The sequence below is a fragment of the Xanthomonas hortorum pv. pelargonii genome (genome assembly GCF_024499015.1).
GTDB lineage: Bacteria > Pseudomonadota > Gammaproteobacteria > Xanthomonadales > Xanthomonadaceae > Xanthomonas > Xanthomonas hortorum_B.
Genome location: NZ_CP098604.1, coordinates 1,585,724 through 1,606,473, shown reverse-complemented (window position 1 = coordinate 1,606,473; position 20,750 = coordinate 1,585,724). Strand labels below are relative to the sequence as shown.

General features: G+C 63.5%; 15 protein-coding genes and 1 pseudogene. 4 read left to right on the top strand and 12 right to left on the bottom strand.

From position 1 onward, the window contains the following. Window positions 1–24: 24 nt before the first annotated feature. The 6 genes and pseudogenes from NDY25_RS07120 to NDY25_RS07095 form a co-directional block, all read right to left on the bottom strand. On the bottom strand, window positions 25–1,377 hold the full coding sequence (locus NDY25_RS07120) for a sensor histidine kinase (RefSeq protein WP_168957196.1): 1,353 nt from the start codon (window positions 1,375–1,377) through the stop codon (window positions 25–27). Window positions 1,378–1,385: 8 nt separating this feature from the next. Continuing rightward, a pseudogene (locus NDY25_RS07115) lies at window positions 1,386–2,727 on the bottom strand (sigma-54-dependent transcriptional regulator). A gap of 407 nt (window positions 2,728–3,134) precedes the next feature. Continuing rightward, window positions 3,135–4,343 carry an ABC transporter permease gene (locus tag NDY25_RS07110; protein WP_168957194.1) on the bottom strand — a complete coding sequence of 403 codons (1,209 nt, stop codon included), beginning with the start codon at window positions 4,341–4,343 and terminating at the stop codon, window positions 3,135–3,137. Window positions 4,344–4,406: 63 nt separating this feature from the next. Then, entirely contained in the window at window positions 4,407–5,705 is a 1,299-nt protein-coding gene (locus tag NDY25_RS07105) for an ABC transporter permease (protein ID WP_168957193.1), read from the bottom strand. Between the two features lie 12 nt (window positions 5,706–5,717). Beyond that, on the bottom strand, window positions 5,718–6,437 hold the full coding sequence (locus NDY25_RS07100; RefSeq protein WP_256627853.1) for an ABC transporter ATP-binding protein: 720 nt from the start codon (window positions 6,435–6,437) through the stop codon (window positions 5,718–5,720). An 81-nt stretch (window positions 6,438–6,518) separates the two neighbouring features. Continuing rightward, window positions 6,519–7,790 carry an efflux RND transporter periplasmic adaptor subunit gene (locus tag NDY25_RS07095; protein WP_168957191.1) on the bottom strand — a complete coding sequence of 424 codons (1,272 nt, stop codon included), beginning with the start codon at window positions 7,788–7,790 and terminating at the stop codon, window positions 6,519–6,521. Window positions 7,791–7,994: 204 nt separating this feature from the next. Between NDY25_RS07095 and glmS the strand changes: the two genes are divergently transcribed. Then, window positions 7,995–9,824: a glutamine--fructose-6-phosphate transaminase (isomerizing) gene (glmS, locus tag NDY25_RS07090; RefSeq protein WP_168957296.1), complete on the top strand. Its 1,830-nt coding sequence runs from the start codon at window positions 7,995–7,997 to the stop codon at window positions 9,822–9,824. Window positions 9,825–10,115: 291 nt separating this feature from the next. On the opposite strand, the gene NDY25_RS07085 is transcribed toward glmS, so the two are convergent. Further along, window positions 10,116–11,306, bottom strand: a complete 1,191-nt coding sequence (locus NDY25_RS07085; protein ID WP_256627852.1) for a hypothetical protein — start codon at window positions 11,304–11,306, stop codon at window positions 10,116–10,118. Beyond that, complete coding sequence (locus tag NDY25_RS07080; protein WP_256627851.1) at window positions 11,276–12,283, bottom strand: hypothetical protein; 1,008 nt, start codon at window positions 12,281–12,283, stop codon at window positions 11,276–11,278. The genes NDY25_RS07085 and NDY25_RS07080 overlap by 31 nt, the downstream gene beginning before the upstream one ends. A 736-nt stretch (window positions 12,284–13,019) precedes the next feature. Between NDY25_RS07080 and NDY25_RS07075 the strand changes: the two genes are divergently transcribed. Together NDY25_RS07075 and NDY25_RS07070 are read left to right on the top strand one after the other, a co-directional pair. After that, window positions 13,020–13,493 (top strand): hypothetical protein, encoded by a 474-nt coding sequence (locus NDY25_RS07075; protein ID WP_168957189.1) that lies wholly within the window; start codon window positions 13,020–13,022, stop codon window positions 13,491–13,493. Between the two features lie 229 nt (window positions 13,494–13,722). Beyond that, complete coding sequence (locus tag NDY25_RS07070) at window positions 13,723–14,865, top strand: hypothetical protein (protein ID WP_168957188.1); 1,143 nt, start codon at window positions 13,723–13,725, stop codon at window positions 14,863–14,865. A gap of 172 nt (window positions 14,866–15,037) precedes the next feature. On the opposite strand, the gene gloA is transcribed toward NDY25_RS07070, so the two are convergent. The 4 genes from gloA to NDY25_RS07050 all read right to left on the bottom strand — a co-directional run bounded on the left by gloA (window position 15,038) and on the right by NDY25_RS07050 (window position 19,440). Beyond that, window positions 15,038–15,562 (bottom strand): lactoylglutathione lyase, encoded by a 525-nt coding sequence (gloA, locus tag NDY25_RS07065; RefSeq protein WP_168957187.1) that lies wholly within the window; start codon window positions 15,560–15,562, stop codon window positions 15,038–15,040. Window positions 15,563–15,783: 221 nt separating this feature from the next. Continuing rightward, complete coding sequence (locus NDY25_RS07060) at window positions 15,784–17,124, bottom strand: copper resistance protein B (RefSeq protein WP_251754770.1); 1,341 nt, start codon at window positions 17,122–17,124, stop codon at window positions 15,784–15,786. Continuing rightward, window positions 17,121–18,956, bottom strand: coding sequence for a copper resistance system multicopper oxidase (locus tag NDY25_RS07055; RefSeq protein ID WP_180336508.1), 1,836 nt, complete (start codon window positions 18,954–18,956; stop codon window positions 17,121–17,123). Before NDY25_RS07055 ends, NDY25_RS07060 begins: the two co-directional genes overlap by 4 nt. An 82-nt stretch (window positions 18,957–19,038) precedes the next feature. Continuing rightward, complete coding sequence (locus tag NDY25_RS07050) at window positions 19,039–19,440, bottom strand: CopL family metal-binding regulatory protein (RefSeq protein ID WP_168957184.1); 402 nt, start codon at window positions 19,438–19,440, stop codon at window positions 19,039–19,041. Window positions 19,441–19,573: 133 nt separating this feature from the next. Between NDY25_RS07050 and NDY25_RS07045 the strand changes: the two genes are divergently transcribed. After that, window positions 19,574–20,677 (top strand): PLP-dependent cysteine synthase family protein, encoded by a 1,104-nt coding sequence (locus tag NDY25_RS07045; protein ID WP_168957183.1) that lies wholly within the window; start codon window positions 19,574–19,576, stop codon window positions 20,675–20,677. Window positions 20,678–20,750 lie beyond the last annotated feature (73 nt).

The window sequence follows — 20,750 nt, the reverse complement described above, 5'->3', positions numbered from 1 at the left end:
TTGTTCGCTACAGCTTGCAGCGAACTAACCGGCCGCCGCAGACGGCAGCAACAAGGTGACGCATAACCCGCCGTGTTCGCGATTGTGCAGCGAGATGCGTCCGCCGTGGGCTTCGGCGATCTCGCGGGTGAGCGCAAGTCCGAGCCCGGTGCCGTTGCGCTTGGTCGAGTAGAACGGCATCAGTGCGTTATGCAGTACGGCCTCGTTCATGCCGTTGCCGCGGTCCAGCACCTCGATACGCAGCCATTGCGGCACGCGGGTGACGCGTACGGCGACATCGCTGTTGGGCGGCTGCGCCTCGCTGCAGGCCTCGTGTGCATTTTTGAGCAGGTTGAGCAATGCCTGCTCGATCTGCGCCGCATCGATGCGGCTGGAGACATCCGCCAGCGCGCCTTGCAGCTGGAAGGGGATCTGTTGCCGCAAACGCTCCAGAAACGGCGCCCATTCGATGGTCTGCAGCTGCGGCTGCGGCAACTTGGCAAAGCGTGCGTAGCCGCGGATGAAGCCTTCCAGATGGCGTGCGCGCTCTTCGATGGTTTCGAACACGATGCCGAGCCGGTCGGTACGTTCGCGACGCAGCAGCTCGGCGCCGGAATGTGCCAACGAGGCGATCGGTGCAAGCGAATTGTTCAACTCGTGGCTGATCACGCGGATCACCTTCTTCCAGGTCTGCACTTCCTGGCGGCGCAATTCGTTGGTCAAGGTGCGGATCAGCAACAGCTCGTGGCCGCGTCCGTTGAGATGAAAACTGCGGCGGGAGAGGTGATAGATCTGCTCGTCGTCTTCGTCATCGCCGTCTTCGCGTACTGCGAACAGACAATCGCCTCCACGTGCCAACGCATCGCGCAATTCGTTCGGCATGCGGCCGAGCACATCGTCCAGATGCTGGCCTTCGAGTTTGCGGCCGTCATGCAGCAGCTTGCGCGCAGCGTTGTTGGAAAAACCAATGCGGCGCACACCATCGCCACCGGCCACCACCAGCAACATCGCCACCGGGGTGTTCTGCAACATGGTGTCGAGCATCAATTCACGCTGTACCAGATTGCGCCGTTGCGCGCGCAGCACCTCGCCCAGTTCTGCATGCGCCTGCACCAGCTGCGCCAGTTCGTCGGTGCCGCGCCAGTACACGCCGAAGTTGTATTCGCCATCGCGGTAGCTGCTGGTGGTGCCGGCCAGTGCACGGAACAGCGAGCGCATCGGCGCTGTGGCGCGACTGAGGCTGAACCACATTGCCGACAACAGGACCACTGCCGATAACACCGCCACTTCCCAGCCACGGTCCAGCCAGTACGCCGTGAACCAGGGCAGCGCGGCCGCCAGCGCCAGCACCGGCAACAGCCGCAAAAACAGCGAGAAAGTGAAGGAACGCTGCCACATGCCGGGGATCATTCCGAAGTAATGCCGTAGCGGTCCATGCGCCGATACAGGGCCTGTCTGCTCAGGCCCAGCTCGGCGGCGGCCTGAGCGATGACACCGTGTGCGCGCGCCAGTGCCTGTTCGATGCGGGCACGATCCGGTTCGCCTGCCGCCGGCCACCGGGCGCGGTGCGGCTGCGCGTGGCAAGTTCAGATCGCTGGCCTCGATGCGCACACCTTGCGCGAGCAGGGACGCACGTTGCAGCACGTTGCGCAGCTCGCGCACGTTGCCGGGCCAGGCATGCCGCTGCAGCGCATCGCGCGCCTGCGTGGACAGCGGTTTATCGCCGGCCAGAAAGTGCTCGGCCAATGGCCCGATATCGCCGGGGCGTTCGGCCAGTGCAGGCAGCGCGATTTCCACCGTGTTGAGGCGGTAATACAGATCCTCGCGGAAGCTGCCCTCGCGGATCATCGTTTGCAGATCGGCATTGGTGGCGCTGATCACGCGCACCTTGGCGTGGCGTTCGCGATTGGAGCCCAGGCGCTCGTAGCGACCGGTTTCCAGCACGCGCAGCAGCTTCATCTGACCTGCCAGCGGCAGGTTGCCGATTTCGTCGAGAAACAGCGTGCCGCCATCGGCCGCTTCGAACTTGCCTTCGCGCGCCTTGTTCGCGCCGGTGTAGGCACCAGCCTCGGCACCGAACAATTCTGCTTCGATCAATTCACCGGGCAGTGCGCCACAGTTGAGCGCGATGAACGGGCCGTTCTTTGCCGGCGAGTTGGCCTGGATGATCTCGGCGATCTTCTCCTTGCCGCTGCCGTTGGGGCCGGTGATCAGCACCGGCAGGTCCGAGCGTGCGACCTGGCAGGCGAGCGCGATCGCGCGTTCGCTGGCCGGGTCGGCGAACACCGCGCCGCGCAGGTCGTAACGTTGGGTCAGCTGCTCGCGACCGCGCCGCTCGCGTTCGCGGCGGCGTTCCAGTTCGCGGCGTGCTTCGGAAAGTTCAAGTAGATTGTTGACCGTGGTCAGCAGCTTGGTGTCGTCCCATGGCTTGGCGATATAGTCCGCCGCACCGGCCTTGACCAGGCCTACCGCGCTGCCCAGATGGGTCCAGGCGGTGAGCAGGATCACCGGCAGATCCGGGTGGCGCTGGCGGATCTGCGCGAACAACGCTTCGCCTTCTTCGCCGGAGGTGGTGTCGGCGGTGAAGTTCATGTCCTGGATCACCAGATCGAACCCTTGCTCATCCAGCAGTGCCAATCCGGCCTGCGGCGAATGCGCATGCCGCGCGTCGATGTCGTGCAACGAAAACAGCACCTCCAGCGCAGTGGCCACAGCGGTGTTGTCGTCGATGATCAGGATTTGCGGCATCGCGTTGCTCGATGATGGGCCGGGTGGGAAGGACTATCAGAACAGGATTCGGTGCGTGGCGGAACTGTGCGAGCAACGGAGTGCGTGTGCCTGACAGACCTCAGCCAGACGGGGCTGATTCCGGCAATGCAGTGATCGTCTGATCAGTGCAATGACGTTGGCAACACAGATACGTCGATGCCGACCTCAAGCGCATGTCCTGGCGCCATGTCGGACCTCAGGGCGAGGCAGGAGCCTGTGACGCAGGCGCCTTGGGTAGAGAGGGCGGTGGTGGCGGAATCAGCGTTGCATAGGCGACCGCTGTCCATGTCACGCTGCGTGATGTCATCTGGCAGGATCTGCGCAACATCGCTGCGTTCTGCGCGCCAGCGGGTCGACATAGCGACCGCTGACGCACCATCATCCCCTCACGCGCTACGCGTGGCCACCGCTGGCGGCACCATCGCGGCGCGACGTGCAGGCCAGAACACGGCCAGCTGACCCAGTGCCCACAACAACAATGCGCCGATCGGCAAGTACATGACAGGCAAGCGTGGCAGCTCGTAGCGCGCCATCAGCCAGAGGTTGATCGAGTAGGCCATCAACATGCCGAGCACGATGCCGATTGAGGCTAACAGGAAGTTCTCGATCTGGAAGTAGCGCAGGATCTGTCCGCGTGTGGCACCCAGTGCGCGGCGGATGCCGATCTGCTTGGTGCGTTGCTGTACCCAGAAACTTGCCAAGCCAACGATGCCCAGCGCGGTGACGATCAGCAGGGCAATACTCATTGTGACCAGTAGCCAGGACATAGCGCGATCCTGGCGATAGTAGTCGCGACGCATGTCTTCCAGCGTCTTCTGCTCCTGGATGATGCGGCTTGTGCTGTTCTTCTCCAGAATTGCAACCGCTTGACGCAGTACCTCCTGCCGTCGTTCTGGATCCGTCCGTAGCAGGTAGCGATGCCCGTCCTTATAGGAGATTTTGATGGGAGACAGCATCGAGTCGTCATAGACGGCATCACCGCCGAAGTCGTTGACACGTGCGAAGTGCTCCACGATGCCGACGATCTTGCTCGGCGTGTCTCCGGTGTAGATGGATTTGCCCAAAGCCGATTGCCCTGGAAACAACTTTTCTGCTGCGCTCTTGCTAAGAATGACGCTGGGAACCTTAGCCTTGTCATCATCATTCCAGCTGAATTCACCTTCGGTGAAACGTCGTCCCTGCACCAATCTCAAGCCGAGCGTATCGAGCGTCTGAGCATCGCCATTGTAAGAGTTGACGTCGAGGGTCGAGACCCGTTGATCAGCGGTCAATTTGAGGCCTGTGACCCATAAGCTATCGCCAAAAGGGACCTGGCTGACAGAGGAGGCGAACTTGACGCCGGGGATCCTGCGTAGCGCAGCCAGGTCCGTTTCGGTCAGTGCATTTGCGTTCTCGTCGAGCCCGATGCCGGCGATACTGATGCTGACGATCTCATTTTCGGCCAAACCACTGGGACGTTGTATGCGCTCCAGTCGGTTACCGATGAGGAAGAGCGCATTCGAAACGATGGCGCAGCTGAGCGCAACCTCTAGGACGATCAGCGCGGCGGCCGTCTTATGGCGCCGCAGCGTGGACAGGATGGGGCGGATTTCCATGGAAGGTTTCCTTGATGGTTGCTGGCTGCGGCCGGCGGCGTAAAACGCGCTCGGCCGAAGGCATCACTGAGACTTGAGTTGGATGGCAGGAGCGACCTGACAGGCACGCCACGCCGGCAGCATTCCCGCCAGTACGCTCGCCAGCAAGGCCAGTAGGAATGTGGTGAGCAACATGGCCGGATCCAGGTGGGCAAGATCTGCGTAGCTGGTCGGCTGTTGTCGCATTCCCCAAAGTCCAAGACCGGCCAGGCCGAGACCGAGAATCCCGCCGGTCAATCCGATCGCTCCTGCCTCCACCAATGCCTGTGTGAAAATGCTGCGCTTGGTGGCACCCAGAGCCCTGCGTACCCCGATTTCTCCACTGCGCCGCATGAACTTGGCCAGCATCAGGCCCACGGTGTTGACAAGGCAGACCAACAGGAAGCCGAATGCCAGCCAGGTCTGCAGGCGGACATCGCTCGGTACCACTTTCTTGAAGTCCAGCCATTCCATCAGACTACGTAACTGCACATTGGTAGGTCGCTCAAAGCGTCCTGCTCGCCGTTGCAGCTCCGAGTAGTTCTCCAGATATTGCAGATACGCGGCAGCCTTCTGCGGCGTTTCCAGCTGTACCCAGTACTGGATCCAGACACAGGGCTCATTGATGTCGTCCCCACTTACGCTACCTCCCGCCCCCCAGCAGGAACGCGAGCCGCTCGTCGCGAACTTCTGTTCGATCGCCGTGCTGAAAGGGATGAAGATCTGCTCCAGTTTGGCGTAGCCACCGTTGTTGAGGTCATAAAATTTCGGCGTGAGACGCCAGTCGCGCAGAACACCGACGATGCGTAAGTCTTTGTGATCCACACGCACGGTGCGTCCCACGCTGTTTTCGCCATTGAAGAGTTTTTTGTTCAGCGCTTCGGACAGAACCGTCACGCGCGCACGGTTGCTGTCATCGCTCGTTGACCAAGCGCCCCCATAGAGAAAAGGGGTGTCGAACATCGGGAAAAAGTCGGTTGACGTATAGCGTGCGTCAAGCGAGAACGGGCGCAGGGAAGCGTTGTCTGGCTCCACAGCGACGTTGCCGCCACTCATCATCGCCTGGCGATCGGCGCGTTTCTCGCGCAACAGGGCCTCGGCATCGAAGCGGGTCAGTTGCTCAAGTGCTTCCGTACTGCGGTGATCACGTGAGCGGGCATCCAATTGCGGGATGAAAATTGTTTGGCTTCGGCCGGGCAACGGATCACCAGACAGAACATAGAACACCGTCAACGTGGTCATGCTGGCGCCGATGCCGAGTGCGATCGCCAGCACCATCAGCGCGGTGAGTATCTTGTTGCGGCGGAAGCTGCGCACCGCCAGAGTGAAGTAATAGCCGAACATGAAAGTCTTCCTTTAGTCGGCCAGGGTGGGCGCTGTCACGGGCGCACGCATCAGGCTGGGATTGCGTTCCAGATCGGTGGCCTGGCCGTCGACAATATGTACATTGCGCTGCGCGCGTGCGGCCAGTTCCGGATCATGGGTGACCATCACGATGGTGGTGCCCTGGCTGTTGATCTCTTCCAACAGTTCCATCACCCCGCGTGCCATCTGCGAGTCGAGGTTGCCGGTGGGTTCGTCGGCCAGCAGCAGACGCGGGCTGCCGGCCAATGCGCGCGCGATCGCGGCGCGCTGCTGCTGACCACCCGACAACTCGGTGGGGTAGTGCTTCAGGCGCGAGCCCAGGCCGACCTTGGTCAAGGCTTCTTCGATGCGCTGTTTACGCTCGGCCGCCGCCATGCCGCGATAACGCAACGGTACATCGACGTTGTCGAACAGGTTGAGGTCGGGGATCAGATTGAAGCCCTGGAAGATGAAGCCGATCTTCTGATTGCGCAGGCGCGAACGCGCGTCGTCGGACAGGTGGCTGACGTCTTCGCCATCGAGCAGGTACCGCCCGCTGGTGAAGGTTTCCAGCAGCCCGGCCAGGTTGAGGAAGGTGGTCTTGCCCGAGCCGGAGGGGCCGGTGACCGCGACGAATTCGCCTTCGCGCACATGCAGGTCCAGCGAGCGCAGCGCGTGCGTTTCCACCTGTTCGGTGCGGAAGACCTTGGAGACCGATTGCATCTTGAGCATTGCCGAGTCCTTTGCGAAAAGTGGTGTGTGCGAAAGAGATTTAGAGTGGCTAACAAACCGCAGTAAGTTTGCTGGCCGCTCTTAGTGAACAGTGACGCGTGGCGCATCGCCGAAGTTATCTGCACCGGACACCACCACGCGGTCGCCCGCCTGCAGCCCGGAGAGCACCTGCACTTCGCCGAGGCTGCTGACGCCCATGCGCACCGGGCGGCGCACCGCGGTGTTGCCGTCCATCACATAGGCGTAGCTGCCGCCGGATTGTTCGACGAACGGGCCGCGCTCGACCTTGAGCACGTTGCGGCGGGTGTCCATCACCACGCGCGCGCTCATGCGCTGGCTCTGGCGCAAGCCCGGCGGCTGCTTGTCGGCAAAGCGGATGCGCGCGGTGACTTCGCCGTTGACCACTTCCGGCGACACCGCCGAGATGGCGCCGGGGAACGGTTCGCCGCTGCCGCTGGTGAGCTGCGCCGGCATGCCGATCGCCAGATCGCGCGCGAAGCTCTCCGGCACCTTGATCTCGACTTCGAACTTGGACAGATCCACCACGCCCAGGATCGGCGCATTCGCCACGACCTGGGTGTGCTGCACCGCCTGCACCTGGCCGACCTGGCCGTCGAACGGCGACAACAACGTGAGTGCATCGACCTGGCGCTGCACCTCGGCCACCACCGCGCGTTGGCGGTCGGCGAGCAGGCGCTTGTTGCGCGAATCCAGATCCGCGCCCTGGCTCTTCAGCGATGCATCGCGCTGCGCGTGCTGCAGGTCGATATCGGTCTTCTTCAAGGTGTCCTGCGCCTTGGCCAGTTCCACCTGCGGCACGGCGCCGCCATCGTAGCCGCGCTGATAGCGCTCCAGGTCGCGTGCGGCGGCCTGCTTGTCGATCTTGGCCTGGTCGGTGAGCTTGCTGGCGTTGGCACGGGCCAGCGTGGCATCCAGCCCGGCGCGGCTGGATTCGGCTTCCAGACCGGCCAGCGTGGCCTGCTCCTGCGCCAGCTTGCTGCGTAGCTCCGGGCTGTCGATGCGCGCCAGCTCCTGGCCCTGCTTGACCACATCGCCGGCCACCACGCTCAGCGTCACCGTGCCGGCCGAGATGGCGTACAGCACCGGGCTGTTGGCGGCGATGACGCGGCCGTCTGCGGCGATGTCGCGCACCAGATCCCCCTGGCTGACGGTAGCGATGCGCACCCGGCTGGCATCGAACGAGCGGCTGCCGGCACTCCACGCGGTGACCGCCCAGCCAATGCCGGCCAACACGGCGACCGCAGCGATGCCGGGCCACAGCCAACGGCGCCACGGCGCGCGCTGGGCGGATGTACGGAGAACCTGGTCCTGGGCAGAGGTATCGCGAATCATGATCGGCTGGCTCGATGGCGTCACTGCGATAAAGCAGAACCTGTGCCAATTGCCAAGTGGTTGAAAGTAAAAGTCTTTGTGTTCGGGTCGCAGGTGTCCGCAGTGTCCGCGGACACCAACGCGGACACGCTGTCCGGGCACGGTCATGCAGCGGGCAAGAGCGGACACGCTAAAATGCGCGCCTTCGTCTTCAAGGGTTGTCCTATGTGCGGCATTGTCGGAGCGATCGCCGGGCGCGATGTGGTCCCGGTCCTGATCGAAGGACTCAAGCGTCTTGAGTACCGTGGCTACGATTCCTCCGGCATTGCGGTACTCGATGGCGCGCAGCTGCGCCGCGTGCGTCGCACCGGGCGCGTGGTGGAGATGGCGCAGGCAGCGCAGGCCGAGCAGTTCGGCGCGACGCTGGGCATCGGCCACACCCGCTGGGCCACCCATGGCGGCGTCACCGAGGCCAACGCGCACCCGCATATCAGCGCCGGCGTGGCGCTGGTGCACAACGGCATCATCGAAAACCACGAGCAGCAGCGCGAGAAGCTGCGCGCGCTCGGCTACACCTTCGAGTCGCAGACCGATACCGAAGTCATCGCGCATCTGATCCATCACCATCTGGGCAGCGCAGGCGATCTGCTGATCGCGCTGCAGCGCACGGTCAAGGAACTCACCGGTGCTTACGCGCTGGCGGTGATGAGCCAGGCCGAGCCGGAGCGCTTCGTGTGCGCGCGTATGGGCTGCCCGTTGCTGATCGGCGTGGGCGAGGGCGAGAACTTCGTCGCCTCCGATGTCTCGGCGATCGTGCAGGCCACCCGCCAGGTGATCTTCCTGGAAGAGGGCGATACGGCCGAACTGCGCCGCGACGGCGTGCGTATCTTCGATGGCAACGACGCGCCGGTCGAACGCCCGCTGCATCTGTCGGATGTGTCGCTGGCATCGCTGGAGCTCGGTCCGTTCCGGCATTTCATGCAGAAGGAAATCCACGAGCAGCCGCGCGCGCTGGCCGACACCATCGAGGCGGCGATCGATGCCAAGGGATTTCCTGCCTCTCTGTTCGGCGCGAATGCCGAAGCGGTGTTGCGCGACATCGAAGGCGTGCAGATCCTGGCCTGCGGCACCAGCTACTACGCCGGCATGACCGCGCGTTACTGGATCGAAGCCATCGCCGGGTTGCCGTGCAGCGTGGAAATCGCCAGCGAATACCGCTACCGCGCCGCCTACGCCAACCCCAAGCATCTGATCGTCACCATCTCGCAGTCCGGCGAAACGCTGGACACGATGGAGGCGCTGAAATACGCCAGATCGCTGGGACATCTGCACACGCTGTCGATCTGCAACGTGCCCGAAAGCGCGATCCCGCGCGCCAGCGAACTGGTCTGCTACACGCGCGCCGGCGCCGAGATCGGCGTGGCCTCGACCAAGGCATTCACCACGCAGCTGGCGGTGTTGTTCCAGCTCACCATGGTGCTGGGCAAATTGCAGGGCCGCATCAGCGAGGCAGATGAAGCCGATTATCTGGAGCAGCTGCGCTTTCTGCCCGGCAGCGTGCAGCACGCCTTGAATCTGGAGCCGCAGATCATGGCCTGGGCCGAGCGCTTTTCGGTCAAGGAAAACGCGCTGTTTCTCGGCCGTGGCCTGCATTACCCGATCGCGCTGGAAGGCGCGCTCAAGCTCAAGGAAATCTCCTATATCCACGCCGAAGCGTATCCGGCCGGCGAGTTGAAGCACGGCCCGCTGGCACTGGTGGATGCGGCGATGCCGGTGGTGGTGATCGCACCCAACGACCGCTTGCTGGAAAAGGTCAAATCCAACATGCAGGAAGTGCGCGCGCGTGGTGGCGAGCTGTTCGTGTTTGCCGACCAGGACAGCCACTTCAGCGAGTCCGAAGGCGTGCACGTGATCCGCACTCCGCGCCACGCCGGCGTGCTGTCGCCGGTGATCCACACCATCCCGGTGCAACTGTTGGCGTATCACACCGCGCTGGCACGCGGCACCGACGTGGACAAGCCGCGGAATCTGGCCAAGTCGGTGACGGTGGAGTAAGCGCGGTTGATCGAAAGGCTGCGCTCACTGCAAGAAGGGCGCAGCCGGCGCTGGGAATCCTGCCGGCGATTGTTCGCCCGATGGTGTTATCCCATCGGCGATGTCAGCGCAACGCGCCTATTGCGGCGGCTGCGCGATGAAGCCGATACGCTGCGACCCGATGGGCGCAGCGTATCGGTAGCTGCGTTGGCTACGGCACGATCAGATTGCCGTTTTCCGGGCGAGGCTCATTCATGATCACCGGCGCCGGTTGCCCGCTCGCGGTGCGATTTCCGCGGACCAACGCATCCTTCACGTTTCCGTTCTGGATGCGGACTTCCGGGGTGGTGTTGTTCTCGACCAGCGAGTTTTTACCCGATCCCACAAGCCCACGCTTCCGGTCGCACCTGCAGCGAAGCGATTATTGCGAATGATGCCGGTGCTGGTGACGGCATCGGTGTACCAGGCATTTTCCCGCTTGCCTTCGCTGATCATGAGATTGCTTCCCTGCAGGTTGAATACTGCCGTCTGGCCACCGATCGAGGACGGGTTGGCAACCGCATCTGCAGTAATTTCATTATTGAGCATCTGCGAATGCCAGCCTGCCAGTAGCGAGTTGGCATCGGTATAAAACCCGGTGGGCTGCACGATTCCAGCACCAAAGCGATGCAGCCGGTTGTATGCATGGATGACGTCGGCGGATGGAAAGAAGTTGGTGATCGGGCCGGCGCCACCATGGTCGTTATTGACGAACAACATCCGCCCGTTGGTGGTCACGATGGTGACGATGGAGCTCTGATCGGGCGGGATGTCCCATGCGCGGTCCAGGTTCACGCGGTTGCCCAGCGGCGATGTATTGCCCATCAGGTAACGCATCTGGCCGGCACCCTTGCCGGAAACGATCATCACCGAGTTGCCATCGGGATCGCACAGATACGGAACGTCTTTTGCATTGTTGGCCAACGTCAGCGTCGTCCCCGAACTGGCAGCGACCTTGCCGAGATAGTTGCCGATTCCCTCGTCCATCGTCAGCTGCCAGGTTTGCTGCGCATCCTGCGGATACTGGCTGGCATTGTCTGCGTAGTACACATCACGACTGGGCGCCGCGAAACCCAGTTCCGAGGGCGTTTGATGATAAGGCGCACCGGCGGACAGATGCCGGTTGTGCGTGATGAGCGCGTTCTGCACATCGTGATTGAACGTCAGTGCCAGCTCGTGCCAACGCAGTGTGTTGTTTTGCACGGTGGCGCCGTAGACATGTTTATCCATGGTGATCGGCTTGCTGGCAGTGATATCGTTTCCGCTGATTTGCAGGTTGGAGATAGTGCTTGCCTGGATGCCGGTCGTGAGCGGCCCGCTGGCCGTGCGGTCGGTTTGCTTGCCGAGGGTGAGCCGGACATCGCGCACGAACGGCACAGAACGCAGATCCAGCAACGACATATGCTCGAACACGATGCCGAAACCTTCGCGCATCATCGGTGCTTCGACGGCCAGGTCGCGCACGCCGAACAGGTTGGCGGCCCAGCTGATCGGCTGGCCGCACTTGGTTGGCGTGGCGGCGTGTAATAGACGCCGTTGCCCTTGAACAAGGTGGTGTTGTTGGCGGTTGGGAAGGACAGCACCGTGGCATCTTTGCCCGCGCCGGCGATCACCACGTGGTTGGGAATCGTCTGATTGAATCCTTGTGCGTATTGCTGCGACAAGGTGTATCTGCCGGCGGGAATCGACACAACACCGCCATTGGCCGCGCAGGCGAATGCGGCGGAAAAACTCGCATCGTCCGGTGCGCCGTTGCCGATCGCCGGGGCCACCCTGCACTGGATGTTCGGCCAGTTGGTCGGATAGGCAATGCTGACGGTGGTGATGGTGCGACGTGGGGCGGTGCGATCTGCGCCGACGCCGAAATTCTGATAGCGGCTCCATGCGCTGGGACCGCCGGAACCATTGTGCAAATACAGCTCGTAGTCGCCTTCGGGCATGTCGGCCGGAATGGCGAAGCTCTGTGCATACATGCCTTCTTTGGGGTTCGATTCGTCGGCGATCACGATGCGCTGCACGGCGCCATTCTGGACCAGCGCAAGCCGCACCGGCTGGCTCGATGCCGACATGCTGCCCAAGGCGGTGCCGAACACATTGAGCCTGCCACGCGGCGATGCACCGCCGCCGACATTGCCCTGCACGAACCAGATATCCGGCGCATTCACCAGCGTCGTCGCCCCCGCACCGCTGCCGGTGACGATCTGATACGCATAGACGCCGCGCGCACTATCGGGAAGCTGAAACTTGAGCGATTGCTCGGTGGCCTGCGTCGGTGTCACGCTGCTCCAGCCGTTGTTGGTGCTGTCTGTCGCCTCCAACGGACTGCCCACCGCGCCATCGTCGAGCCGCGTGAGGCGCACCGTGGCGCTGGGGCCGATGTTGCCACCGCTGACTACCACCGTCTCGTTGCGGTCGACCGGCTGCGATGCCCAGAACGTCATCGCCGTGCCGGCTGGCACCTCTGTCGGACCTGGATACGCCGCGGACGCAGGACCGATCGCGGTGGTTTTGCTGTTGCTTGCAGGTGTGCGCGTCTCCAGCGGGCTGCCAGGCCGTGCAGAGGCGTGGCCATCGCTACTGGACAGCCACAGCGTGGATGCCAGGAATAGTGAAACGACTGACGTTTTTACACCCATGTCGGATGACTCCTGTTACAGAAGCACAAGGCTTCCGGGAATTGCGGGAGCGTGCCAAACCACTGCGCATTGATCCCGCTGGGAAGTTCTGCGACCGCCGATGCAGCACGGCAAGGGCTGGGCGTCATGCATGTGCATCGCGCCTCCACGACCGCAGAACCTGGATGTCCAGCGGCATCGGGCGCGCCGGGCAGCGGCCATCCTAGAGAGGCACACGCGTTTGAATGCGAACATGGATCACACAGTCGCGTTCGTTTGATGCCAATGTCTCGCTGCGCGAGGCAAGTCACTTTTTCGGACAAGTCGTGCTGTTGCGCGCTTTCGTCGACATGCCGAGCATCGACACAGTGAGGTGTCTCGGATCCACCCGGCCGTTGCGATAGACATGCGGCTTCGATGCCGCTGGCATGTGGCCACGCACCATGCCGCCATCTGCGCTCGTCGGCACGGGTCGCATTAGCGCTCGACACCCGGCACTGCCAACCGTTTGGCCCGGAATATGCTTCTGTCTTGGCGAGGGTCCCACCACGTAGGAGGACGTATGCACGAGTCTTTCAAACAGGGCGCGCCGGCCGAGTTGTGGCAGGCGTTGGTACGTGAGGCAGGGCAGCGCATCGCGCGGCCGCTGGACGAGTCGCGCGAGCATTATCTGGTGTTCGTGTTGCTGCGTTTCCAGCGCGATGCGCATCTGCTTTCGCGCACGCAGGCATTGGCGTGGTTGCACGCGCAGGAACAGATCGGCAGTCTGCGTGCCGATCTGTTGCGCGATGTGGGCGACGGTTGTTTGCTGATTGCCGGGCTATTTCCTGGCGTGGCGCAGCGTCGCCGGCTCAGCGTGGACTACTTCATCGACCTAGGGCGCGGTGCCTATTCCGATGTGGCCGATACCCGTTGCAGCGATGCCAGCCTGTTCGCACAACTGTCCGACAGCTATCGCGAGTTGGTCCACACGCTTGCCGCACTGCGCCCGCCGCGCGAGTGGCAGCGCAGTACTGGCGGACTGTTGCATGCATAGATAACCGCCACTTCCAGGGCGGTCCCTACAGATGTGGGGACCGCCCCGACTGCCAAGTGCGCGTGATGCGCCCACACTATGTTCGCAAGTGAGCGTTCGAGCCGACTGCGGATCGTTGTCTGATGGACCAAGCACTGTGCTGTTGGCCGCTGTCCGCGCGGTCTGACAGTGTCTTGTCGCATTGCGTGGGGGACACGCAATGCGACGCCATTTCCAGTGGAAGGACTCTATGAAAGCATTGATTGCAGTGGCGATCTCGGCACTGAGCGGCGTTGCGATGGCTGGCGATGTTCCGCCCGGTTATGCGGGGGTGGGCGGCATGACCTTGCAAGAAATCGACCCGGCCATCTACGCCTACCACTACGACCACGGGTTCGTGGGCGAAGACGCGATGGGATGGGATCCTGCGCTGCAGTTCGCCTGGTCGCGCATCGCCGCGGCCAAGGTCTGCGGCCAGCAGCCGGTCGAGCAGGAGGCCATCGTTGCCAAGCTGGTGGCGCAGTACGGCCAGGATGCGGTCGTACATCAGATCAACGGCATCGAATTTCATGAAGTACAGATGCGTGCTTCCAGCGCGTTCTGCACGGCCACGCGTGGGGCAGAGGCGGTGGCGGTGGTGCCTGCATTTGCCACTGGCGATTTTTCGACAGCGACGGCCTATGCCGCCGCTGCGGCTGCCGGCACGGTGTTGGTCGCTGCAACAGAAGAGCAGCCCGCTTCACAAACGCAAGGTGATGCCCTCATCGCATCGTCGGCGGATTGGGCGTTGCAGCTTCCGTTGCATGCCAGCATGCGTGTTGGTTCCAACGGCCTACCCAATGGCGACGAAATGTTGCGCGTGGTGCGGCGCGGACACACTGGGGCGGTGGTGGGATTGCAGATCGCCACCAGCCTGTTCGCGCGCGGCATCGCAGTGTCGTCCTTTGGTAAGGGCCAGCTGAAAGGCGAGAAGATGGAGGCCGTAGGGAATCCGGGATATCAATTGCAGCGCGATGCGGTCAATGCGCGTCTGAAGAGCTACTTCACCGGGCATCCGGCAGCACTGCCGGTGGATCCGTTCCCGCTGCAGGTGCTGATGTCCGACTGGCTGCTTGTCTACCAGAGCCTGGCCGATACCACGTCGCCCTACGAGCTGCGCTATGCAGTGACGATTGGCGGTGAGCGTTCCGGCCTTCTGAAGCGCAAGGCAAGCCCGGTCAATCTGGACTGTGCACCGACACCGCGTACCGCCTCGCTGGAGCAGTGGGAAGCCAACGACTACGCGCTGGTGAAAGAGGCTGCTCGGGCGTACAGCGAGGAATGTGCCGCAAAATTTGCCGAGCAGTTGCCGCAATGGTTTCCGGACAGAGAGGCTGTTGCCGCTTCCAACTGATGCAGTGCGCCGCGCTGGATGGCGGCTGCCTCTGAGCGCATCGGGTTCGTTCAAAGGTGCTGGTAGTGTTCTTTGCTGCCGCACGTTGCTCGAACGGGCCGTTTTGTAACAACTGCCGATAGCTCGCACGCATAAAAAATGCCCGGGAATTCCCGGGCATTTTTGTTCTGCGTTAGGCCAGGGGCGTATTGGAAATGATCTCTACCCAATAGCCGTCCGGGTCCTTGATGAAGGCCAGGTGCTTCATGCGGCCATCTTCCAGGCGCTTCTGGTACGGCACGTCGAGGGCGTCGAAGCGGGCGCAGGCGGCGTGGATGTCGGGCACCGAGATGCAGATGTGGCCGAAGCCGCGCGGCTCGCTGTTGCCGTCGTGGTAGACCGGGCCGTCCTGGGTTTCGGTGCCGTGGTTGTGTGTGAGTTCCAGTACGCCCGGGATGCCGGCCATCCACAGACGACGTTCGGTATCTTCTTCGGGGATTGCGGTGTCTTGCGGCAACAAGGCGAGAAAGTACAGGCTGAACTTCGCATCGGCAAAATCGCGCGCATCCAGCAGGCGGAAGCCGAGCACACGGGTGTAGAAATCCAGCGAACTCTGGGCATCCTTGACGCGCAGCATGGTGTGGTTGAACACGAAGCCGCCGGTCTCGGCGGGCGCGGCGCTGGCGCCGGGAACGTGTTGCAGATCGGTCAAAGGCATTGCGGTCTCCTTGATGGAATGGGGGGAGCAGGTCTGACTGCGTTGGGCGCCGATGTTAGCGAGGCAATGGTTGTCGGTATGTCTGTATTGCGGGAGGCGGTGATCCGACTGCGCCGCTTTCTGGTTGATCGCGGCAGAGAGCATGACCTGCACGGCTCAAGGTAGTGGCATGGGCCCGACTCCGACTCCGAACGGTCGGGCCCATGCGCACAGCGGCTGTCTCAGAACCAGATGCGCACGCCGGCAACGAAGCGGCTGTCGCGCGCCGGTTCGTCTTCGATCGCGGCGCGTCTGGCGGTGTCACCGAAGCTGCGGCTGTGTACCCAGCCGATGTAGGGCGCGAAACGGCGGGTGATTTCGTAGCGCAGCCGTAGGCCAAATTCGGCCTGCTCCACTCCGTTGTCAATGTTGCGCCGGTCATCGTCGGTCAGGGCGATACTGACTTCCACGCGTGGTTGCAGGATCAGCCGGTTGGTCAGCAGCACCTCGTACTCGCCTTCCAGTCGCAGTGCGGCACGGCCGCCGCTGCCGATGTAGAGCGTGGCTTCGGTCTCGAACTTGTACGGTGCCAGTCCCTGCACGCCGAAGGCGGCCCAGCTGCGATGTGCGCCCGCGCCGATGTCCTGACGTGTGCCAACCAGTACATCCCACCATGGCGAGATGGCGTGACCGTAGAACGCCTCCAACGAGGCGTCCTGCGTGCGCCCGTCGTGCCGCTCGCCTTCGCTGCGCAGCCAGAGCCTGTCGATGTCGCCGCCGATCCAGGCGCGTGCTTCCCAATCCTGACCACTGCCGCGGTTGGTATTGGACGCTTCCAGTCGATCGAGCAACACGTAGTGATTGATGCCTGCCGTGTGCATCGCATGGTGCTGCAGAGGTGCAAATGCCGCAGCGATCTCCTCGGCAGTGGGCTTGGGGATAGGCTCGCGCGGCAGTGCGCTGGTGGTAGGCGATGCCGGCGTTTGGGTCGCCGCTTCGGTGTGCAGTGCGTGCTGCATGTTGGTGTGATCCATCGGCCCATGCTGCGCTGGTCCATGTTGCATCGGGGCGTGCTGCATCGACGCGTGGTCCATCGACGCATGGTCCATTGCCCCATGGTCCATGTCCGTCTGGGGCTGCTGGCTGTGGCCCGGTTGTGGCTTCGTAGAGGCCTGGTGTGCGGCATGCTTGACGTCGGCGTGCTGCATGCCTGCGTGATGCATCGATGTCGGCGATGCCGAAACGTCGGCTTGCACCGGGCGTTGCGCAGGCGTGCTGTCGGCAGCGTTTGCCGATAGCGATGGCGATGGCGATGGCGATGGCGATGCAGCGCCAGTGTGCTGCAGATGCGCGTGATCCATCTGCATCGCATGTGCGGTCTCCTGCGCAGATGGCGGCGATACATCTGTCGCGGTGGACGTCTGCGGCTGGGCAGCCGTTGCGTGGTCGGCCAACTGCAGTGCATGCGTGCCATCGGCATGCGCGGATGAATCCATCGCCTCAGGCACATGCTCCTGTGCGGTAGCCGATGCGCTCAGCAGCAGTGCGAGCAGCACCACGTCTTGCGTACGAAGCGCGCTCATGCTTCCACCCGCACTTCGCGCATCATGCCCGCTTCCATGTGGTAGAGCAGATGGCAATGGTAGGCCCAGCGGCCCAGCGCATCGGCGCGCACGCGGTATGTGCGGCGGGTGCCTGGCGGCATGTCGATGGTGTGCTTGCGTAGCTGGAAATTGCCGTCGGCATCTTCCAGGTCGCTCCACATGCCGTGCAGATGGATGGGGTGCTGCATCATGGTGTCGTTGACCAGCACGATGCGCAGCCGCTCGCCGTACTGCAGCCGCAAGGGCTCTGCCGAAGCAAAGGCGATGCCGTCGAAGGACCAGGCGAATTTTTCCATATGCCCGGTCAGATGCAGCTCGATCTCGCGCCCGGGCTCGCGTCCATCCGGATCGTCGAACACGCTGTGCAGGTCGGCGTAGCACAGCACGCGGCGGCCGTTGTCGCGCAGGCCAACGCCGGGGTCGTCCAGGCGTGGCGCAGTGGCATTGCTGCGCATGTCGATCAGCGGATTACCGTCTTCGCTGGCGGGGTGGTGCGGTGCTTTGTTCTGCGCAGTCTGGTTCGCATGCCCGTGCATGTGTGTTGCCGCCATCGGCATTGCCATCGCGTGCGCTGCGTGTGGATCGCCCTGCATCGCATCACCGCCGTGCATGGCGTGATCTGCATGCGCCATGCCATCGCCATTGCCCATATCCTGCATGGTCAGGATCGCGCGCGGATCCAATGCAGGAATCGGCGCCTGCAAGCCATGCCGCACCGCCAGCGTGCCGCAGGCAAATCCGGTGCGACCCATGTCCTGCGCGAACAACGTAAATGCGTCCTGCCCGATGGGTTCGACGATCACGTCGAAGGTTTCTGCAGCAGCAATGCGCAGCTCGTCCACGCTCACCGGGTGCACGTATTGGCCATCGGCGGCCACCACGGTCATGCGCAGGCCGGGGATGCGGATGTCGAAATAGGTCATCGACGAGCCGTTGATGAAACGCAGCAGTACCTTCTCGCCGGGCTTGAACACCCCGGTCCAGTTGCCGGCCGGGGCGACGCCGTTGAGCAGGTAGGTGTAGGTATTGGCGTTGACATCGGACAGGTCGGTCGGGGTCATGCGCATGCGTCCCCACATGCCGCGATCGGCCAGCGTTGCGCGCATGCCGTCTTCGCGCGCATCGCGCAGGAAATCGCCCACGGTGCGCTGTGCGTAATTGTCGTGGCTGGGCATCTGCTTGAGCCGGCGGAACAGCGCGGCCGGCTCCAGATCTGTCCAGTCCGAGAGCAGCACCACATGTTCGCGATCATGCCGATACGGCGGCGGTGTCAGCGGGTCGATGACGATGGCGCCGTACAAGCCGGCCTGCTCCTGAAACATCGAATGGCTGTGGTACCAGTAAGTGCCGGACTGGCGCAGCGCAAAGCGGTAGTGATACTCCTGGCCCGGCGCGATGCTGTCAAAGCTCATGCCCGGCACGCCATCCATATTGGCCGGCAGCAACAGGCCGTGCCAATGCACCGAAGTGGGTTGGTCGGCTAGCGCGTTGCGTACGCGCACGCTCACCATGTCGCCCTCGCGCCAGCGCAGCGTGGGCGCGGGCAGGCTCTGGTTGACGGTGATGGCGGTGCGCGCGCGCCCGGTGAGGTTGACCGGCATGCGGCCGATCTGCAGTGATTGGCTGCTGCCGCGCAGGACCGGCGTGTTCACCGGGTTGGACGCACGCGCATCGCTGCGCCACAGGCCGGTGGTGGCGGCAACACCGCCCAGGGTGATGCCCTGCACGAAGCGGCGTCGGCTCAGGCCGCCGTTGGAGGGTGGATCGAAAGAATTGGGATCGAAAGACATGACATCTCCGCTGCGGCCCACCGATGAAGGCGGACGCATCGCATCGCTTAGAAACCCCGCGCAGCAAGCACGCGGGCCCGATGACGGCGCAAGCCGTCAGCGCTCAGGCGATGGGAGGTCGAACCGGTTGCTCGGGCAACGGGCTGCTGCGTCCTTCGGCCAGGTTGGCCGGCAACGCCGAGTGACCGAGCAGACCTGCGGGCACCGCAGGCAGGGTCAGCAGGGCGAGGCTGCAGTGCTGCAGGCAGTCGCAGCTACCCAGCTTGCAGCAATCGGCTGCGTGCGCATGCTTGTCGTTGTCGTGGGTAGGCACGGCGGCAGTCGGCTGCATGTCGGCATGGCACGGCATTGCGGCCGGCATGGAAGCCTGCGCAGCTGACGCAGCCTGCGCCATCGCACCCGAGGCCATCGCCGGCATCGCCATGCCCACCGATGCCCACGCGCCGGTGGCCGTATTGGCAACCAGGCACAGGCACAGCAGCAGGCGGAGCAGGCAACGCAGCACAGGCGGTCAGGGCAGGCGAACAGGTGCGATCAGCATAGCATCGGCTCCCAGCTGTCCGCCCGATGACCCGCCGGCCGTGGCCGCGTGCCTGGCAGCGGTAGAATTGGGGCTTCCTTCGCCGCACAGTCCTGCCATGTCGCAGCGCCAGTGGGTGGCCGCCGCCATCCAGAAGATCGAAGCCGATTTCAACCGTTCGGCAGACACCCACCTGATTCCGATGGACCTGCCGGGCTATCCGGGCATCGACCTGTATTTCAAGGACGAGTCCAGCCACCCCACCGGCAGCCTCAAGCATCGGCTGGCGCGCTCGCTGTTTCTGTACGCGCTGACCAACGGCTGGCTGCGTGCGGGGCGGCCGGTGATCGAGGCCTCCAGTGGCTCGACTGCGATTTCCGAAGCGTATTTCGCACGCTTGCTGGGTGTGCCCTTCATCGCGGTGATGCCGGCCTCGACCTCGCCGGAAAAGATCGCCGCGATTCAATTTCATGGCGGCCGCTGCCATCTGGTCGAGCGTGCCTGCGATCTGGACAGCGCCTCGCACCAGCTCGCGCGCGAGACCGGCGGGCACTTCATGGACCAGTTCACCTACGCCGAGCGCGCCACCGACTGGCGCGCCAACAACAACATCGCCGAATCGATCTTCAAGCAACTGGCCGACGAACCGCACCCGATTCCCGAGTGGATCGTGTGCAGCCCCGGCACCGGCGGCACCAGCGCCACGCTTGGCCGTTACGTGCGCTACCGGCGCCACGCCACCCGCATCCTGTGCGTGGACCCGGAGGTGTCGGTGTTCTTCGACGGCTATTGCCGCGCGGTGGACGGGCAGTGCCCCAAGGAGCTGGCCATCACCGGCGGCTCGCGCATCGAGGGCATCGGCCGCCCGCGGGTGGAGTCCAGCTTCATCGCCAGCTGCGTGGACATGATGATCAAGGTGCCCGACGCCTTGAGCCTGGCGGCGATGCGCCACGTCAGCGCCACGCTCGGCCGCCGCGTCGGCGGCTCCACCGGCACCAATTTCGTCGGTGTGCTGCAGGCGGCCCAGCGCATGCGCGAGGCCGGCCGTAGCGGCTCCATCGTCACCATCCTGTGCGATGCCGGCGAGCGTTATGCGCACAGCTATTACGACCCGGCCTGGTACGTGGCGCGCGACATCGACGTTACCGACAGCGATGCGGCCATTGCCATCGCAGTCAGCGGCGGCGACTTGCCCACGCTGCCTTGTGCGGCGCTGGAATGACCGCCATATCCTTCTGAGCCGTTATCAGAACTGCTGCGCATCGCGAAGTTTTGCTAGCCACACGTGTTGATTC

Bases quoted from the DNA above. Each gene is read 5' to 3' on its own strand.
- NDY25_RS07120 (WP_168957196.1), bottom strand. From the start codon at position 1,377: ATGTGGCAGCGTTCCTTCACTTTCTCGCTGTTTTTGCGGCTGTTGCCG.
- NDY25_RS07110 (WP_168957194.1), bottom strand. From the start codon at position 4,343: ATGGAAATCCGCCCCATCCTGTCCACGCTGCGGCGCCATAAGACGGCC.
- NDY25_RS07105 (WP_168957193.1), bottom strand. From the start codon at position 5,705: ATGTTCGGCTATTACTTCACTCTGGCGGTGCGCAGCTTCCGCCGCAAC.
- NDY25_RS07100 (WP_256627853.1), bottom strand. From the start codon at position 6,437: ATGCTCAAGATGCAATCGGTCTCCAAGGTCTTCCGCACCGAACAGGTG.
- NDY25_RS07095 (WP_168957191.1), bottom strand. From the start codon at position 7,790: ATGATTCGCGATACCTCTGCCCAGGACCAGGTTCTCCGTACATCCGCC.
- glmS (WP_168957296.1), top strand. From the start codon at position 7,995: ATGTGCGGCATTGTCGGAGCGATCGCCGGGCGCGATGTGGTCCCGGTC.
- NDY25_RS07080 (WP_256627851.1), bottom strand. From the start codon at position 12,283: ATGACGTTCTGGGCATCGCAGCCGGTCGACCGCAACGAGACGGTGGTA.
- NDY25_RS07075 (WP_168957189.1), top strand. From the start codon at position 13,020: ATGCACGAGTCTTTCAAACAGGGCGCGCCGGCCGAGTTGTGGCAGGCG.
- NDY25_RS07070 (WP_168957188.1), top strand. From the start codon at position 13,723: ATGAAAGCATTGATTGCAGTGGCGATCTCGGCACTGAGCGGCGTTGCG.
- gloA (WP_168957187.1), bottom strand. From the start codon at position 15,562: ATGCCTTTGACCGATCTGCAACACGTTCCCGGCGCCAGCGCCGCGCCC.
- NDY25_RS07060 (WP_251754770.1), bottom strand. From the start codon at position 17,124: ATGAGCGCGCTTCGTACGCAAGACGTGGTGCTGCTCGCACTGCTGCTG.
- NDY25_RS07045 (WP_168957183.1), top strand. From the start codon at position 19,574: ATGTCGCAGCGCCAGTGGGTGGCCGCCGCCATCCAGAAGATCGAAGCC.